The 17415-nt window shown below is 70.5% G+C and carries 12 protein-coding genes and 1 pseudogene; 11 read left to right on the forward strand and 2 right to left on the reverse strand.

Features of this window, described 5'->3' with window-relative positions:
• The first annotated feature begins 127 nt into the window (after positions 1-127).
• The 6 genes from ACFYPN_RS06595 to ACFYPN_RS06620 all read left to right on the forward strand — a co-directional run bounded on the left by ACFYPN_RS06595 (position 128) and on the right by ACFYPN_RS06620 (position 8152).
• Positions 128-886 (forward strand): SDR family NAD(P)-dependent oxidoreductase, encoded by a 759-nt coding sequence (locus ACFYPN_RS06595; RefSeq protein ID WP_389297048.1) that lies wholly within the window; start codon positions 128-130, stop codon positions 884-886.
• A 458-nt stretch (positions 887-1344) separates the two neighbouring features.
• The gene (locus ACFYPN_RS06600) at positions 1345-2109 is read left to right on the forward strand and encodes an NUDIX domain-containing protein (RefSeq protein WP_358760805.1); all 765 of its coding nucleotides are present in this window, start codon (positions 1345-1347) and stop codon (positions 2107-2109) included.
• Positions 2110-2553: 444 nt separating this feature from the next.
• On the forward strand, positions 2554-4278 hold the full coding sequence (locus ACFYPN_RS06605) for an ATP-binding cassette domain-containing protein (protein ID WP_389297051.1): 1725 nt from the start codon (positions 2554-2556) through the stop codon (positions 4276-4278).
• Between the two features lie 161 nt (positions 4279-4439).
• On the forward strand, positions 4440-5327 hold the full coding sequence (locus tag ACFYPN_RS06610) for a FadR/GntR family transcriptional regulator (protein WP_389297053.1): 888 nt from the start codon (positions 4440-4442) through the stop codon (positions 5325-5327).
• 320 nt (positions 5328-5647) lie between these two features.
• On the forward strand, positions 5648-7189 hold the full coding sequence (locus ACFYPN_RS06615) for an RNA polymerase sigma factor (RefSeq protein WP_358760808.1): 1542 nt from the start codon (positions 5648-5650) through the stop codon (positions 7187-7189).
• A gap of 135 nt (positions 7190-7324) precedes the next feature.
• Positions 7325-8152, forward strand: a complete 828-nt coding sequence (locus ACFYPN_RS06620; protein ID WP_389297055.1) for a S1 family peptidase — start codon at positions 7325-7327, stop codon at positions 8150-8152.
• 173 nt (positions 8153-8325) lie between these two features.
• Here the strand turns inward: ACFYPN_RS06620 and ACFYPN_RS06625 are convergent, their stop codons facing one another.
• Positions 8326-8559: a hypothetical protein gene (locus tag ACFYPN_RS06625; protein WP_358763218.1), complete on the reverse strand. Its 234-nt coding sequence runs from the start codon at positions 8557-8559 to the stop codon at positions 8326-8328.
• 442 nt (positions 8560-9001) lie between these two features.
• Between ACFYPN_RS06625 and ACFYPN_RS06630 the strand changes: the two genes are divergently transcribed.
• The 4 genes and pseudogenes from ACFYPN_RS06630 (at position 9002) to ACFYPN_RS06645 (ending at position 14647) form a co-directional block, all read left to right on the forward strand.
• Complete coding sequence (locus ACFYPN_RS06630) at positions 9002-11134, forward strand: DNA topoisomerase IV subunit B (RefSeq protein WP_358763219.1); 2133 nt, start codon at positions 9002-9004, stop codon at positions 11132-11134.
• Positions 11135-11383: 249 nt separating this feature from the next.
• The gene (locus ACFYPN_RS06635; protein WP_358763221.1) at positions 11384-11860 is read left to right on the forward strand and encodes a DUF485 domain-containing protein; all 477 of its coding nucleotides are present in this window, start codon (positions 11384-11386) and stop codon (positions 11858-11860) included.
• Positions 11857-13447, forward strand: a pseudogene (locus ACFYPN_RS06640) (cation acetate symporter). The gene ACFYPN_RS06635 and the pseudogene ACFYPN_RS06640 overlap by 4 nt, the downstream one beginning before the upstream one ends.
• A gap of 180 nt (positions 13448-13627) precedes the next feature.
• Complete coding sequence (locus tag ACFYPN_RS06645) at positions 13628-14647, forward strand: LacI family DNA-binding transcriptional regulator (RefSeq protein WP_358763223.1); 1020 nt, start codon at positions 13628-13630, stop codon at positions 14645-14647.
• A 7-nt stretch (positions 14648-14654) separates the two neighbouring features.
• Here the strand turns inward: ACFYPN_RS06645 and ACFYPN_RS06650 are convergent, their stop codons facing one another.
• The gene (locus ACFYPN_RS06650) at positions 14655-16088 is read right to left on the reverse strand and encodes a citrate/2-methylcitrate synthase (RefSeq protein WP_389297059.1); all 1434 of its coding nucleotides are present in this window, start codon (positions 16086-16088) and stop codon (positions 14655-14657) included.
• Positions 16089-16215: 127 nt separating this feature from the next.
• On the opposite strand from ACFYPN_RS06650, the gene ACFYPN_RS06655 reads away from it, so the two are divergent.
• A complete protein-coding gene (locus ACFYPN_RS06655; RefSeq protein ID WP_358763227.1) occupies positions 16216-17379 on the forward strand; it encodes a citrate synthase/methylcitrate synthase in 1164 nt (387 codons plus the stop codon).
• Positions 17380-17415: the final 36 nt, after the last annotated feature.

Consider the following 17415-nt stretch of genomic DNA (forward strand, 5'->3'; position numbering starts at 1 on the left):
CGAGGCGAGTCACTTGACTCGCCTCTGGGGGCGGGCATACGGTGGAAGAGGCGAGTCGATTGACTCGCCTCTTGCGTCGGGTAGTGAGCCCTGCGGCGTTTCCCTTCCCCCTTTCAGGAGCAGTTCCATGGACAGCAAGAAGATCGCGCTGGTGACCGGTGCCAACCGGGGGCTGGGCCGTAGCACGGCGCTCGCCCTGGCACGGCGGGGCATCAGGGTCGTCGTCACCCACCGGGGCGATGAGGTCGGGGCGCGGGAGACGGTCGAGGTCGTGCGGGCGGCCGGATCCGATGCCCTCGCGCTGCGTCTGGACATCGCCGATGTCGCCTCGTTCCCGCCCTTCGTGGCGGAGCTCGGCGAGCATCTCCACCCCTGGGGCGCCACGCGGTTGGACGTCCTGGTCAACAACGCCGGTGTGGGCATCTTCAGCCCCCTGGAGCAGGTCGGTGTAGCGGACTTCGACGCGATGATGGGCACCAACGTCCGTGGGACGTTCTTCCTCATCCAGGCACTGGTGCCGCTGATGGCCGACCCCGCCAGTGTCATCAACGTCTCCAGCTCCCTGACCCGCCACACCAGCCCCGCCACCGCCGTCTACTCGGCGTCCAAGGCCGCCGTCGAAGCGCTCAGCCGCACCCTGGCCCTGGAACTGGGCCCACGCGGTATCCGGGTCAACGCCATCGCCCCGGGGCCGACCGCCACCGACTTCAACAGCGGCGCCATGCGCGACGACGGCGACATGCGAGCGGGGCTGGCGGCGCAGACCGCTCTGGGCCGTGTCGGCGAGCCCGCCGAGATCGGCGACGCCATCGCCACGCTCGCCTCCGACGGGCTGCGCTGGGTCACCGCCCAGCGCGTCGAGGTTTCCGGCGGCGCCCTGCTTTAGTGACCTGAGAGGCCGCCCTCGCCCACGACCTCGTCCTGGCCGCCGGCGGCGCCCAACCGGATTTACGGAGATCGATGTCGATGTGTATCCCGGCGCGGGCCGCTACTCCTACGCGTCCCGCCGCCCAGGCGTGGGGGCCGCCGGGCGCCTGATCGGCCGCGCCGAACGCCTCCCGGTGCAGTGGCACCAGGGGCAGGGCCGTACGAGGAGACCTTCGCGCCCCACCTTCGCGCCCCACCTTCGCGCCCCAGACCGGGCACGCCAGCGCCCGGGCGTTCGTCGGCTCGCGCGACCGTACGGGAACGGCGCGAAGCGAGTACGCCTCCCTCAACCTGAAGATCATCAAGGGTTGCCGCTACCCGTGATCACGCGGAGTGCTTGCGGATCTGCGGAATCCGCAGCCCTCAGGCACGACGGAATGGAGTGTTTATCGTCAGGGAGACGACTATGATCGCCGCATGCCGTCCTACGACCCGTCGACTTTCCCGCCCTTCGCCGTCACGGTCGACCTGGTCGTGCTGACGGTGCGGCGCCACGCCTTGTGCGCGCTGGTCGTACGCCGTGGGGAATCGCCCTTCCAGGGCTGTTGGGCGCTGCCCGGCGGATTCGTCCGTGCGGACGAGGACCTGGCCGCCGCGGCAGCGCGCGAGTTGGTCGAGGAGACCGGGCTCTGCGCGCACGATCCGGCCGTTCCCGCCGCTGGGAACGGTGCCCACCTCGAACAGCTCGCCACGTACGGTGCCCCGTCCCGAGACCCGCGCATGCGCGTCGTCAGCGTGGCCCACCTGGCGCTCTCGCCCGACCTCCCCGCCCCCCGCGCGGGCGGGGACGCCAACGGTGCGCGCTGGGCACCGGTGGACGACCTGCTCGCCACGGGCGGGGACACGGTGGGGGAGGAGGAGTCGCCCGCCCCGCTGGCGTTCGACCACGCCCGTATCCTCGCGGACGGCGTGGAGCGGGCACGGTCCAAGATCGAGTATTCCTCGCTCGCCACGGCCTTCTGCCCGCCGGAGTTCACGGTCGGAGAGCTTCGCCGCGTCTACGAGGCTGTGTGGGGGGTGGTCCTGGACCCCAGGAACTTCCACCGCAAAGTCACCGGCACACCGGGATTTCTGGTGCCCTCCGGAGGCACGACCACGCGCCAGGGCGGCCGGCCCGCCCAGTTGTTCCGTGCGGGTTCCGCCACCGTCCTCAACCCGCCCATGCTGAGGCCGGAGGTCTGAAACCGGTCGCCGGTCCCGCGGCCCGCCCCGACGACGAGCCGTATCGCGAGCGGTGACCGTGCGGCGGCGGGTCCGTACGGCGGCGGGTCCGTACGGCGGGGTGACCGTACGGCGGGGTGACCGTACGGCGGGGTGACCGTACGGCGGGGTGACCGTACGGCGGGGTGACCGTACGGCGAGGTGACCGTACGGCGAGGTGACCGTACGGCGAGGTGGCGTGCGGTGGATCCGCGGTGGGCTGCGGGGACCGTACGGCGGGTCAGTACCCCGCGTTGACCAGGCGGCGGAGCCGCGGTGTCCGCGTTGGCCTGCGATTTCGTCAGTCCGCGAGCGCGGAACACTCGTAGACTTCCCGCTGCACCAAAAGTCGCAAATGTCGCGTTATGTTGCTGAGGTACGCACGCTCTTTGCCGCCGAGCGGTCACATCTTCCGCGAGAGAAGCGATGCTCCAGGCCATCGGACTGACCAGTGCCCGCCGCCGCGACCTGCCACCCGCGGTGGACGATCTCACCTTCGAGGCCCGCTCGGGCCGTGTCACCGCACTCCTCGGCGTTTCCGGCGCCGGAAAGACGGCGGCCCTGCGCCTCATGCTCGAACTGGACCCCGGGCGCGGCGTCACCTACTTCAGGGGGCGTCCCCTGCACCGGATCGGGCACCCCCCACGGGAAGTGGGTGTGCTTCTCGGAGACGTACCGGGGCATCCGGCCCGGACCGCGCGGGGGCAGCTGCGCATGCTCTGCGCCGCTGCCGGTGCGCCCCTGTCGCGCGCCGACGAGATGCTCGACGTCGTCGGTCTCTCCGGGCTCGGTGACCAGCGCATCGGCGGGCTCTCCGTCGGGATGGACCGCAGACTGGGGCTCGCGGCGGCCCTGTTGGGCGACCCGCACACCCTGCTGCTCGACGATCCCACCGATGGTCTCTCCTCCCGCGAGAGCGCCTGGCTCTACGGGCTGATGCGCGCGCACGCGGCCCAGGGCGGCACCGTGCTGTGGACCACCGGCGATCCCAAGGAGGCCATCCGCTCGGCGGACCGCGTCGTCACCATCGACGGCGGCAGGCTCGTGGCCGACCAGGAGGTCGCCGACTTCGCCCGCACCAGACTCCGCCCGCGCGTCGTCGTGCAGTCCCCGCACGCTGCCCGTCTCGCGGCAGTGGTCGGCAGGGAAGCCAGGGACGCGCGCCGGTCGGTGGAGATCGTCGCCGAGGAGGGGACCCGCCTCTCGGTGTACGGGAGCAACTGCGCGGAGATCGGGGACACCGCTTTCCGGTACGACATCCCTCTGCACCGGCTTGCCGACGAGCTCGGGGACGCCGGCCCTCCCGCGCCTCCCGCACCGGCGCCCGCCTCCGCGGCCGCGCTCTCGGAACTGCCGCCGCCGATCACCGTGCGCCCTCCGCGAGGCCCGCTGCGCCCGATGCGGTACGAGGTGCGGCGCATGCTGGGGGTGACGACCACGCCGTTGATCATGGCAGTGGTCGTGATCGCGTCGGCGGCCACTTCGGTACTGATGGCGCGGACCGGAGGAGTCTCGCAGTCACATCTGCTCGGCGGCTGGCCGGTGCTGCTGCCCCTTCCTCCTGCGGCGCTCGGGGCAGGCTTGTTGGGGGCACTCTCCTACGGCGACGAATTCCGCTACCCCGCTCTCGCGGCGAGCAGAGGGACGGTACCGAGGCGGCTCGGTCTGCTCGTGGCGAAACTGCTCGTCACGGGGGCAGCGGCGACGGTTCTTTCACTCCTCGTCGCGCTCTGCGACCTCCAGTTGCTCCGCCTCTTCTATGGGGAGGGGGCGGCCGCGATTCCCGGTAACGCGACTCTGCTGGCCGTGAGTTGGGTCGCTCTGGCGGTCGGCTGCACCTGGGCGGGGCTGCTCGCCGCGGGAACCTTCCGGGTGGCCGGCGCGGGAGTGGCGGCGGTACTCGCCGTCCCGGTGCTCGTCGTTCCGTTGTTGCAGAAGGCGTTCGCCGGCCCCGCCGCGCACGCGCTGACCGGCCTCCCCGCCCGACTGCGAGGACTGGCCTGGCTCGACATCCCGCCGGGACCGGACCGGTGGCTGCTGGCGGTCGGCCGGATCCTGGCCCAGCCCGTCGGCCTGGCACTCCTCGTCTCGCTGGCGGCTCTGATCTGCGCCTACGTGGGCACCGCCCTGCGGAACAGGGCGCGTTGGTGATCACGGGGGAGCCGAAGGCCGAGTGACGGACCCCAAGCTCGGCTTCGCTCGCCCGGATTGAGACGATAAAGCGTCAATTGTGGCGCCAGCGACGATCACCCTTTCGTGTGCTTTTCAGCAAAGACCTCAAGGGGTGCGCGAGCCACGCCGACAAATGATGCGTGAGTACCCTTGCGCACACCATGATGACCACCGCCCGCTCCGCCGATTCCGGTCTCGCCGGTCCGGGCGATCTCGACCGTTACCCCTACGCGGAGTCGGCCGGCGACCGCGCCCCGCTGCGTTCCTGGGGCGGCTCCGAATCCGAGCTGGGGCGCACCGGCCGGCGGGGGTCGGCCAGTCGCGGCCGAGGCCTGCACGGCCAACTCGTCCAGCAGCTCGGTCAGATGATCGTTTCAGGTGACCTCGGCGCGGACCGCCCGCTCGTACCCGAAGAGATCGGGCAGCGCTTCGAAGTCTCCCGCACCGTCGTGCGCGAGTCTCTGCGCGTCCTGGAGGCCAAGGGCCTGGTCAGCGCCCGGCCGAACGTGGGGACCCGGGTGCGCCCGGTGAGCGACTGGAATCTGCTCGACGCCGACATCATCGAATGGCGCGCCTTCGGCCCTCAGCGCGACGACCAGCGCCGCGAGCTGGCGGAGCTGCGGTGGACGATCGAGCCGCTCGCGGCGCGGCTCGCCGCCGGTCACGGCCGGGAGGACGTGCAGCAGCGGCTCGGCGACATGGTCGAGATCATGGGGCACGCCCTGGGGCAGGGGGACGGTGTCACCTTCTCCCGCGCCGACGCGGAGTTCCACGCCCTGCTGATCCAGGCCGCCGGCAATCGCATGCTGGACCACCTCTCCGGCATCGTCTCCGCCGCTCTGCACGTCTCCGGCAGTCCGGTCACCGGGTGTGACCGCCCGAGCGAGGCTTCGGTGGACCAGCACGCCAGGATCGCCGATGCCCTCGCGGCGGGGGACCAGGCGGGCGCCGAGTCGGCCATGCGCCAGCTCCTCGTCGTGGTCCACCCCGAGGTGGAGCGAGTGGTTCCGGCTCCGCGCGAGCACTGAGAGCGGTACGGCCGGGGTACACGCACCCTGTGCCGCCGGACCGTGCGGTCCGGCGGCACAATTGTGGGGGGATGTCATCCCTGGCACTGTTCGTCGCAAATGAGGTGTGACTCGGGCCACGCGGATTGGGCGTAACACTCCTCGAAACAGTGCGATGACCTAAGAGGTGACCGCCGCGGAAGGAATACAGCAGCCATTGGGTGCGCTGTGCAGTTCCCAGGCCAAGCCCGCGCCGTCGGCGACACTCCAGTCGACGGACGTCGGTTCCAGCCCTCCTGGGCGGGACCGGAAGCCGTTTCCATCGTTCCGAGAGGTTGTTCGTGTCGGCCAGCACATCCCGTACGCTCCCGCCGGAGATTGCCGAATCCGAGTCCGTCACGGCGCTCATCGAGCGGGGAAAGGCTGATGGGCAGATCGCCGGCGACGACGTGCGTCGGGCCTTCGAGGCTGACCAGATTCCGCCAACCCAGTGGAAGAATGTTCTGCGCAGCCTCAATCAGATCCTCGAGGAAGAGGGTGTGACGCTGATGGTCAGTGCCGCGGAGTCGCCGAAGCGCGCCCGCAAGAGCGTCGCAGCGAAGAGCCCGGTCAAGCGCACCGCCACCAAGACCGTCGCGGCGAAGACGACCGTGACCAGGACCGTCGCGGCATCCGCCGCTCCGGCCGTCGACAGCGCCGACGCGTCCGGTGAGTCCGGTGCGGTCCCCGCGAAGAAGGCGGTGGCCAAGAAGGCCGCCGTGAAGAAGACCGCCGTGAAGAAGACGGTGGCCAAGAAGACCGCCGCCAAGAAGTCCGGCAAGCAGGACGACGACCTTCTCGACGGTGACGAGGCGGTCGAGGACGTCAAGGCCGGCAAGGGCGACGACGAGGAGGGCGAGGGCGAGAACAAGGGCTTCGTCCTCTCCGACGACGACGAGGACGACGCGCCCGCACAGCAGGTCGCCGTCGCCGGTGCCACCGCCGACCCGGTCAAGGACTACCTGAAGCAGATCGGCAAGGTCCCCCTCCTCAACGCCGAGCAGGAGGTGGAGCTCGCCAAGCGGATCGAGGCGGGTCTCTTCGCCGAGGACAAGCTGGCGAACGCCGACAAGCTCGCGCCGAAGCTCAAGCGCGAGCTGGAGATCATCGCCGAGGACGGCCGGCGGGCCAAGAACCACCTGCTGGAGGCCAACCTCCGTCTCGTGGTCTCGCTCGCCAAGCGCTACACCGGCCGCGGCATGCTCTTCCTGGACCTGATCCAGGAGGGCAACCTCGGTCTGATCCGTGCGGTCGAGAAGTTCGACTACACCAAGGGCTACAAGTTCTCCACGTACGCCACCTGGTGGATCCGTCAGGCCATCACCCGCGCCATGGCCGACCAGGCCCGCACCATCCGTATCCCGGTGCACATGGTCGAGGTCATCAACAAGCTGGCGCGTGTGCAGCGGCAGATGCTCCAGGACCTGGGCCGCGAGCCCACGCCGGAGGAACTCGCCAAGGAACTCGACATGACCCCCGAGAAGGTCATCGAGGTCCAGAAGTACGGGCGCGAGCCGATCTCCCTGCACACCCCGCTGGGTGAGGACGGGGACAGCGAGTTCGGTGACCTGATCGAGGACTCCGAGGCGGTCGTTCCGGCCGACGCGGTGAGTTTCACCCTCCTCCAGGAGCAGCTGCACTCGGTGCTCGACACCCTCTCCGAGCGTGAGGCGGGCGTGGTCTCCATGCGCTTCGGCCTCACCGACGGTCAGCCGAAGACGCTGGACGAGATCGGCAAGGTCTACGGCGTGACGCGCGAGCGTATTCGGCAGATCGAGTCGAAGACGATGTCGAAGCTCCGCCACCCGTCGCGTTCGCAGGTTCTGCGCGACTACCTCGACTGAGCCGACCGCGTCGAGAACGGCCGGGGGCCCGGACCAGTCGGTTCCGGGCCCCCGGCCGTTCCCTTTGGGGGTGCGGGCAGCTTCGGACTGAATGACTCTGAGTAGGTGATATCCACCTCGGAGTCAGGAGTGTCCATGTCCCACAGGTTCGCTCGTGCCTTGACCGGAGCGGCGGCGCTGACGGCGGCCGCCGCTCTGGCGGCCGGGTCCCCGGCGTCCGCCGCGATCGACAGCATCATCATCGGAGGAGAGCCCGTCAGCGTGGCGGACAGCCCGTGGGTGGTGGCTCTCTCCAGCCGCGCCCTGTTCGGGGAGTCACGCGGCGGGCAGTTCTGCGGGGCGGTGGTGGTCGCTCCCACCAAGGTGCTGACCGCGGCCCACTGTCTCGGCTCCGACGTGCTCGGGGGGGAGGTGGCCGATGTGCCGGACCTGCGGATCATCGCGGGGCGGGACGATCTGCGCGATGCCGGGGGGCGGGAGATCCCGGTCGAGGAGGCATGGATCAACCCCTCGTACAACCCCTCCACCAACGTGGGCGACGCCGCCGTGCTGACGCTGGCCGAAGCGCTTCCGGAGGGAAGTCCGATCCCGGTCGCCCGGGACGGTGACAGCGCCTACCTCGCGGGCGGGCAGGGGCTCGTCTACGGGTGGGGGGACACGACGGGGTACGGGACGTACGCGTCGACGCTGCGGGCGGCCCCGGTGCAGGTGCTGTCGGACGAGGCGTGCGCCACCGCGTATCCCGGCGGCTCCCGCGGTACGTACGACGCTTCCTCGATGGTCTGCGCCGGCAACCCCGAAGGTGGTTACGACGCGTGCCAGGGTGACAGCGGGGGGCCACTGGTGGTCGACGGACGCCTCATCGGTCTCGTCTCCTGGGGCAACGGCTGCGCGCGGGCCGACAGCCCGGGGGTCTACACCCGGGTCTCCGCCGCGGTCGCCTGGGCGGCGGGCAGGATCTGAGGGGCGGCAGCCCCTCGCCCGGCCTCTCCTCGCCCCCCGCCTCGCTCCAGGCGGGACGAACGCGGAACGAACGCGGAACGGAGCACATGAGAACGGGCGGCCTCCCCCACACCGGGGAAGCCGCCCGTCGGACGGTCAGGGACCGGCCCATGGCTCGTCGTGGATGCGAGGTGTCAGTGTTGTGCCTCGTCGGCGGCACCGGCCTGTACGGCGGTGAGCCGATCCGTCTCATCCTGTATTTCCGCGGCGATCTTCTTGAGTTCCGGCTCGAACTTGCGCCCGTGGTGGGCACAGAAGAGCAGTTCACCGCCGCTGGTGAGGACGACGCGCAGATAGGCCTGGGCGCCGCAACGGTCGCAGCGGTCTGCTGCGGTCAGCGGGCTCACGGGGGTCAGAACAGTAGTCACGTCGCCTCTTCTCTAGCTCGACGAGCTGTCGTACCAGGGTCAACATCCAACCAGGCCGAAAACGTTCCCGCTCGTGGCATTTCTTCGAAAACTTCTTTTCAGGTGGCTGGAGTGCCGACGGTTTGGGCGAAGTGCCGTCGCGGAGCGCTACGGTTTCGCGTTGCTGGTGTCGGGTCGGTCCTCCGGCTGGCTTGCCGGTTGTTCATGAGGACGTGCCCGGAGCCTAAATGGTTCATGCCTCAAAGGGAACGTGATGTGCATGTCACTCGGAGACTTGATCGAACATCCATGCGATCCGTTGGGAGGCTCGACTAGCATGATGATTCCCCCGAGGGTGGCGTGACAACCGCTCTACCAGGCCTCGGTAGGCTTTCAGCGGCCACCACGGCCGTGCCTGATACCCAAACGGGCCCACATTGAAATTCAGCGAGGAGCGAACCGCGTGACCGCCGATACGTCCGTGCCGTCCACTGCGCTGCTGACCGGAGCCGGCGGCGTCGTCGACAGGGACAGCTCCAACTACACCGCGCGGCACCTTCTCGTCCTCGAAGGGCTGGAGGCCGTCCGCAAACGCCCCGGCATGTACATCGGGTCGACGGACAGCCGCGGCCTCATGCACTGCCTCTGGGAGATCATCGACAACTCGGTCGACGAGGCCCTCGGTGGGTACTGCGACCACATCGAAGTGATCCTCCACGAAGACTCCTCGGTCGAGGTCCGCGACAACGGCCGTGGCATCCCCGTCGACGTCGAGCCCAAGACCGGGCTCTCCGGCGTGGAGGTCGTCATGACCAAGCTCCACGCGGGCGGCAAGTTCGGCGGCGGCTCGTACGCGGCCTCCGGCGGCCTCCACGGCGTGGGTGCCTCGGTCGTCAACGCGCTCTCCGCGCGGCTCGACGTGGAGGTCGACCGGAACAGCTCCACCCACTCCATCAGCTTCCGCCGGGGAGTGCCGGGCGCGTTCGCCGAGCAGGGGCCGGACAGCCCGTTCGACCCGGCGAACGGGCTTCGCAGGACCAAGCGGGTGCCCAAGGCGCGCACCGGCACCAGGATCAGGTACTGGGCGGACCGGCAGATCTTCCTCAAGGACGCCAAGCTCGACCTCGAGACGCTGTACCAGCGCGCCCGCCAGACGGCCTTCCTCGTGAACGGACTCACCATCGTCGTACGCGACGAGCGTGGCCTGGCCGGCGAGGGCAAGACGGAGGAGACCTTCCGCTTCGACGGCGGCATCAGCGAATTCTGCGAGTTCCTCGCCCAGGACAAGGCCGTCTGCGACGTGCAGCGGCTGACCGGACAGGGCACCTTCAAGGAGACCGTCCCGGTCCTGGACGAGCGCGGACACATGACCCCCACCGAGGTCACCCGCGAGCTGGCCGTCGACATCGCACTGCGCTGGGGCACCGGGTACGACACCGTGGTCAAGTCCTTCGTGAACATCATCGCCACCCCCAAGGGCGGCACCCATGTGGCCGGATTCGAGCGCTCGCTGACCCGTACGGTCAATGAGTCGCTACGGGCGGCCAAGCTGCTCCGTGTCGCCGAGGACGACGTCGTCAAGGACGACGCCCTGGAGGGCCTCACGGCGGTCGTCACCGTCCGGCTCGCCGAGCCCCAGTTCGAGGGGCAGACCAAGGAGGTGCTCGGCACCTCGGCCGCCAACCGCATCGTCGCCAACGTGGTGGCCAAGGAGCTCAAGGCATTCCTGACGTCGACCAGGCGGGACGCGAAGGCGCAGGCCCGGGCGGTGCTCGACAAGGCCGTTGCCGCCGCCCGCACGCGCATCGCCGCGCGGCAGCACAAGGACGCCCAGCGGCGCAAGACCGCCCTGGAGTCCTCGTCCCTGCCGGCGAAGCTGGCCGACTGCCGCAGCGACGACGTGGAGCGCAGCGAGCTCTTCATCGTCGAGGGGGACTCCGCCCTCGGCACGGCCAAGCTCGCGCGCAACAGCGAGTTCCAGGCACTGCTGCCCATCCGCGGCAAGATCCTGAACGTGCAGAAGGCGTCCGTGTCGGACATGCTGAAGAACGCCGAATGCGGAGCGATCATCCAGGTCATAGGGGCGGGGTCCGGCCGGACCTTCGACATCGACGCCGCCCGCTACGGCAAGATCGTGCTGCTGGTGGACGCCGATGTCGACGGCGCGCACATCCGCATCCTGCTGCTCACGCTCTTCCAGCGGTACATGCGGCCGATGGTGGAAGCGGGCCGGGTCTTCGCCGCGGTGCCCCCGCTGCACCGCATCGAGCTGGTCCAGCCGAAGAAGGGCCAGGACAAGTACATCTACACGTACTCGGACGGCGAACTGCGCCAGACGCTGGTGGACCTGCGGCGCAAGAACGTCCGCTTCAAGGACTCCATCCAGCGCTACAAGGGGCTGGGCGAGATGGACGCCGACCAGCTGGCCGAGACCACGATGGACCCCCGGTTCCGGACCCTGCGGCGGATCAACATCGGCGACCTGGAGTCGGCGGAGGGCGTCTTCGACCTGCTGATGGGCAACGAGGTCGCACCCCGCAAGGAGTTCATCACGAACTCGGCGGCCACTCTGGACCGCTCACGCATCGACGCCTGAGCCCTCTCGTCACTCTCCGTCCCTCTGCGCCTCTCCACCCGCGGGTGGAGAGGCGTTCTCCATCCCGGAGCGGATCCCGGGCCGATCCGTCGGCCGCAGGGTCAGGCATACGTACGAGGGCTCGCCGGGGCACCTCCTGCGGATGTCACCTGAACAGGTGAATGCGACGCATGCCGCATCCGCGGTCCACCCTGTCCGGACACTCTTGGCCGAGTGGCCGAAAAGGTTCGCGGACAAGGGAGTGCTTCGGTGGACGAGGAAGCAGGGCGCAAGGCCGCGGTGACGCGGCTCGACGACCCGTGGTGCGGCGCACCGGCGACCGGACGGGGCGAGCAGGACGGTGCGGAGGCAGTGGTTCCCGACGCGTCGCCCGTCCCCGGGGCTCCGCGGAGCGACCTCAGCGCCGCCGACATCTACCGAGAGGTCCAGCGGAGCGAGGCGTTCCGCGAAGTGCGCCGTCGGTACCGGAGATTCGTCGTTCCGGCGACCGTCGCGTTCCTCCTCTGGTACCTCGCGTACGTGGTGGCGGCCACCGGGGCACCTGGGTTGATGGCGCGGCCGGTGGCCGGAGCGGTGAACGTCGCCATGGTCGCCGGGCTCGGCCAGTTCCTCACCACCTTCCTGTTGACCTGGGCGTACGCGCGGCACGCGCGGCTGCGCCGGGACCGGGCGGCGCTGGAACTGCGCTGGGACACCCAGGAGTTGACGCGGGGTGTCGAGCGTTGAGCGGGGACCACCAGACGCTCGCACTGGTGTTGTTCAGCGCGTTCATCGCCCTCACCCTCGGTATCACCACCTGGGCCGGCCGCACCCGCCAGGGCTCCGCCGAGGAGTTCTATGCCGGGGGCCGGCTGTTCTCCCCCATCGAGAACGGCTTCGCCCTAGCCGGTGACTACATGTCGGCCGCCTCGTTCCTCGGCATCTCCGGGCTCATCGCCCTTCGGTTACGACGGCATGCTGTACTCGGTCGGGTTCTTCGTCGCCTGGCTGGTCGTTCTGCTCCTGGTGGCCGAACTCGTGCGCAACTGCGGGCGCTTCACCCTCGCCGACGTGGTGGCCGCCCGTATGGCGGAGCGCCCCGTACGCACCGCCGTCGGCGCGTCGTCGGTGACCGTTTCCGTGCTGTACCTCGTCGCGCAGATGGTCGGCGCCGGCAGCCTGGTCGCCCTTCTCCTGGGCGGCGCCAGCGGTGCCACCCGCTCCTGGACCGTGGTCGGGGTCGGCGCGCTCATGGTGGTCTACGTCTCCTTCGGCGGTATGCGGGCCACCACATGGATCCAGATCGTCAAGGCGGTCCTCCTCATGGCGGGCACCATCGCCCTCACCGTGGCCGTCCTGGTCCGGTTCCACGGTGATGTCAACGCGTTGCTCAACACCGCCGCCCAACGCAGCGGCCACGGCGCGGACTTCCTCGTGCCGGGCCTCAGGTACGGCGGCAGTCCGAAGGCGCGCTTCGACTTCATCAGCCTCGGACTGGCGCTGGTCCTCGGTACGGCCGGGCTGCCGCACATGCTGTCCCGCTTCTACACGGTGCCGACGGCCCGTGCGGCCCGGCGGTCCGTCGTCTGGTCGATCGGGCTGATCGGCAGCTTCTACCTGATGACGATCGTGCTCGGTTTCGGCGCGGCAGCGCTCGTCGGGCCGGCCGAGGTCCGGTCCTCCAGCGAGGCCGGGAACACCGCCGTTCCGCTGCTGGCGCTGGCGCTCGGCGGCGGGGAGGGGACCACGGGCGGAACGATTCTCTTCGCCGTGGTCGCCGCCATCGCCTTCGCCACGATCCTGGCCGTGGTCGCCGGGATCACCCTCGCCTCCTCGGCCTCGGTCGCCCACGACCTCTACGCCTCCCTCCGCCGCCTGGGCGGCAAGCCGTTCGGCGAGGTCGCGGTGGCCAGGGTGGCTGCCGTCGGGATCGGGGCGGTCGCCATCGGGCTGGGCCTGCTCGCCCAGGACCTCAACGTGGCCTTCCTCGTCGGGCTGGCCTTCGCGGTGGCCACCTCGGCGAACGTCCCCGCGCTCCTCTACTCGCTCTTCTGGAAGAGCTTCACGACGCGTGGTGCGGTCTGGGCCGTCTATGGGGGGCTGGTCCCGGCTCTGCTTCTCGTACTCCTCTCGCCGGTCGTCTCCGGGGCGCCCACCTCCCTCTTCCCCGGGGTCGACTTCCAGATCTTCCCGCTGGAGAATCCCGGTCTCGTCTCCATTCCGCTCGGGTTCCTCGCGGGGTGGATCGGCACGGTGACCTCGGACGAGTCGGCCGACGAGGACAAGCACGCCGAGCCGGAGGTCCGGTCGCTGACCGGGGCCGGGGCTGTCTGACACCCGGAGGAGCGGGGTGACAGGGAGCAGCCGGGCGGTCCGCCGGGAGGGGGGACGGTCATACAGCAGTCCGCAGGGGTGTGACGGCCGACGACGCGTGTGACAGCAGCCGGGGTGGGGTGAGCGGCGGATTTCGCGGGCACGCAATCGGTTTGCGTGCCTTGCGCTAATCTTGCGCGCATGACGCGACGACTTGCTCAGGTGGCACAGAAGGTTGGGGTCAGTGAGGCCACGGTCAGCCGGGTCCTGAACGGTAAGCCAGGCGTCTCGGACGCCACCCGGCAGGCGGTGCTCTCCGCACTCGACGTGCTCGGCTATGAGCGCCCGACCCAGCTGCGGGGCGAACGGGCCAGGCTGGTCGGACTCGTTCTCCCCGAGCTCCAGAACCCCATCTTCCCCGCCTTCGCCGAAGTGGTCGGCGGCGCCCTTGCCCAGCAGGGGCTCACGCCCGTGCTCTGCACGCAGACCAAGGGCGGAGTCTCCGAGGCGGACTACGTGGACCTGCTGCTCCAGCAGCAGGTGTCCGGCGTGGTCTTCGCCGGCGGCCTCTACCACCAGGCGGACGCCGCCCACGACCATTACAAGGTGCTCGCCGACCGTCGCATCCCCGTCGTCCTGATCAACGCGGCCATCGCCGAACTCGGCTTCCCGGGCGTCTCCTGCGACGACTCCGTCGCGGTCGAGCAGGCGTGGCGGCACCTCGCCTCGCTGGGTCACGAGCGGATCGGTCTGGTGCTCGGCCCCACCGACCACGTCCCCTCCCAGCGCAAGCTCGACGCTGCACGGCAGCTGGCCCGTGAGTACGGGTCGACGATCCCGGACGAACACGTGGCGCGGGCCATGTTCTCGCTGGAGGGCGGCCAGGCGGCGGCCTCCCGGCTGCTCGACCGGGAGGTCACCGGCATCATCTGCGGCAGCGACCCGCTCGCGCTCGGCGCGGTGCGCGCGGTCCGCCGCCGGGGGCTCTCCGTGCCGCGCGACGTGTCGGTGGTCGGATACGACGACTCCGCCTTCATGAACTGCACCGAACCGCCCCTGACAACGGTCCGTCAGCCCATCGAGGCCATGGGCCGGGCGGCCGTCGAGTTGCTGTCCGTGCAGATCGGGGGCAAGACGGTGCCCTCCGACGAACTGCTCTTCGAGCCGGAACTGGTGGTGCGCGGCTCGACCGCCCCGCCGCCGCGCGATAATTCGCGTTGATCTGTCGCTATCTTGCGTGGGTGGAGCCGCTCCCGGAGGCCGGAGGGGTGGCCGGTGCGGGCATTGCCTGCGGCGGGGGCGGTCCGGTGTACTGGCCGCGGGGGCGCAGGCGCAGGGGCCGTTCCGCGTACTCCTCCAGCGCGTGCGCGATCCAGCCCGCCGTACGGGCCACCGCGAACACGGTCTCGCCCGCCTCTGCGGGCATGCCCGCGGAGACCGACAGCACGGCCAGCGCCAGATCGACGTTGGCGTGCAGAGGTACGTGCCGGGCTGCGGTCGACACCACGTCATGCGCTGCGGCGAGCGCCGACGCGGCCTCGGGCACGCCCTCCAGCAGGGTGAACAGGACCCGCGCCCGAGGGTCTTCGCCCTGGTAGAGCCGGTGACCCAGTCCGGGGACCCGTCTTCCGGCGCGCAGGTGGTCGGCGACGACCGGTGCGGCACCGCCCCTCTCGACGACCTCGCGGAGCATCCGGTGGGCGAGCCCGCTGGCCGCGCCGTGCAGCGGTCCCTCCAAGGCCCCGAGCCCCGCCGAGACGACGGCGTACGGGTGTGCGTGCGCGGAGGCGGCCACCCGCACGGCCAGGGTGGACGCCGCGAGGTCATGGTCGATCAGCAGGGCGAGTGCGGTGTCCAGCACGGCGAGTGATGCGGCGTCGGCGGGGCGCGGGGTGAGCGCGGGCCACAACCGGGCCGCGATGCCGGGGTCGGTGGGGTCGGGATCGGCGGGGTCGGGGCCCGTTCCGGCGCGCCCGGCACCGTCGGGGCCGTCGCCCGGGGCGGCCCCGGAGCCCGTGACCGGCCCGTCGGGTGCGCCGGCCGCCGGTCGCAGTGCACCCACCAGGGTCGGGATCATGCCCCGCGCCGCGTCCAGGACCGAGGCGGGGGAGAGGTCGAACCGCAGGGGGTCTGCGGCCGCCGCCGCGATGACGGCGACCCGCAGCCGGTCCGTCGTTCCGCTGTGGGCGGGAAGCGCTTCGACGGCCCGTCGTGCCGCGACCAGAGCCTGCGCCGGCGCGGAGAAGCGGACGCCAGGCCTGAGTTCGCCGGTCCAGAGCCATTCGGCGACTTCCTCGTAACCGTGCCGCAGGGCGAGTTCGCCCGCGTCGACGCCCCGGTAGTAGTAGCGGTCCTGGTCGATGAGGGTGATGCCGGTACGGAAGACCAGATCCGCCCCGCCCGCCGGCAGGGGCTCGCGCCGGCCCGTACGCCGGGCCAGAACCCGGACCTCGTCGGCGTCGAAGGTGCTGCCCCGGCCCCCGGGCGCGCGCACGCTGCTGAGCTGGCCGCGGCTGACATAGGCGTACACCGTCTCCGGCTTGACGCCGAGCAGGGCGGCCGTCTCACGGGTGGTGAGCCGCTCGGTGCCCGCCGCGGTCCCGGCGCTCCCCGTGATTCCGGTCGTCCCGGTGTCGAAGCCGTGGGCTCCCTGATCCGTCATGTGCTCACCGTATCCACTCCGATCGCATATTGATTCAATCAATGTTGACGCATATACAGTCAAGCATGGATAGTCGAATCAATAGCCACGGAAGACCATGGCCAGACCGCGCGAAGAGGAGCCGGCGATGCCGACCAAGACCCACAGCCCCGCCCCCACCGGCGTTCCCCGCGGCCTCGCGGGTGTCGTCGTCACCGACACCGCCCTGGGCGACGTCCGGGGGACCGAGGGCTTCTACCACTACCGCCAGTACTCCGCGATCGAGCTGGCGGAGACCCGGAGCTTTGAAGACGTCTGGTACCTGATGTTCCACGGCGAGCTGCCCGACGCACCGGCCCGCGCCGCATTCACCGCACGCACCGCCGAGCTGCGCCACCTCCCGGACGAGGTCCGCGCGGCGCTGCCCGCCATCGCCGGCGCCGGAGCGGTGTCCGGCCCGCTGGCGGGGTTGCGTACCGCGCTCTCCCTGCTCGGCGCCTCCGCCGGGTACCGCCCGCTGTACGACATCGAACGGGGACGCCGCCGCGAGGACGCACTCGCCGTCTGCGCGGCGGTGCCCACCCTGTTGACCGCGCTGCACCGGCTGGGCGAGGGACTCGAACCCGTCGAACCGCGCGACGATCTGCCGCACGCCGCCAACTACCTGTACATGCTCACCGGTGAGGTGCCCGACGGCATCCGCGCGCGGGCCGTCGAGCGCTATCTCATCTCCACCGTCGACCACGGGTTCAACGCGTCCACCTTCACCGCGAGGGTCGTCGCCTCCACCGGTGCCGACATGGCCGCCTGCCTGGTCGCGGCGGTCGGCGCCCTCTCCGGGCCCCTGCACGGCGGTGCGCCGAGCCGCGCACTGGACACCCTGGATGCGATCGGCACCCCCGACCGCATCGACGGCTGGATCCGCGAACAGGTCCTCTCCGGCGGACGGATCATGGGCTTCGGTCACCCCGTCTACCGCACCGAGGATCCGCGTTCGCGCATGCTGAGGGGGATCGCCGAGGACTTCGGCGGTCCGCTCGTCGACTTCGCCGTCGAGGTGGAGCGTCAGGTGGAGGCCATCCTCGCCGAGCTCAAGCCGGGCCGTGAGCTGCACACCAACGTCGAGTTCTACGCCGGGGTCGTGATGGAACTCTGCGGTCTGCCGCGGACGATGTTCACGCCCACCTTCTGTGCGGCGCGGGTGGTCGGCTGGAGTGCCAATATCCTGGAGCAGGCGGCGGACTCGAAGATCATCCGACCGGCGGCCCGCTATGTCGGGACGCCTCCGCCGCAGCCGGTCCCGGCGCCCTGACCGCGGCGCCCCCACTGCTTCTCCGCTCCACGAGGA

Origin of the sequence: Streptomyces sp. NPDC005576, assembly GCF_042871745.1 — a bacterium.
GTDB lineage: Bacteria > Actinomycetota > Actinomycetes > Streptomycetales > Streptomycetaceae > Streptomyces.

Excerpts from the sequence above, each read along its gene's own strand:
- ACFYPN_RS06595 (WP_389297048.1), top strand. The coding sequence starts at position 128 with ATGGACAGCAAGAAGATCGCGCTGGTGACCGGTGCCAACCGGGGGCTG.
- ACFYPN_RS06600 (WP_358760805.1), top strand. The coding sequence starts at position 1,345 with ATGCCGTCCTACGACCCGTCGACTTTCCCGCCCTTCGCCGTCACGGTC.
- ACFYPN_RS06605 (WP_389297051.1), top strand. The coding sequence starts at position 2,554 with ATGCTCCAGGCCATCGGACTGACCAGTGCCCGCCGCCGCGACCTGCCA.
- ACFYPN_RS06620 (WP_389297055.1), top strand. The coding sequence starts at position 7,325 with ATGTCCCACAGGTTCGCTCGTGCCTTGACCGGAGCGGCGGCGCTGACG.
- ACFYPN_RS06645 (WP_358763223.1), top strand. The coding sequence starts at position 13,628 with ATGACGCGACGACTTGCTCAGGTGGCACAGAAGGTTGGGGTCAGTGAG.
- ACFYPN_RS06650 (WP_389297059.1), bottom strand. The coding sequence starts at position 16,088 with ATGACGGATCAGGGAGCCCACGGCTTCGACACCGGGACGACCGGAATC.
- ACFYPN_RS06655 (WP_358763227.1), top strand. The coding sequence starts at position 16,216 with ATGCCGACCAAGACCCACAGCCCCGCCCCCACCGGCGTTCCCCGCGGC.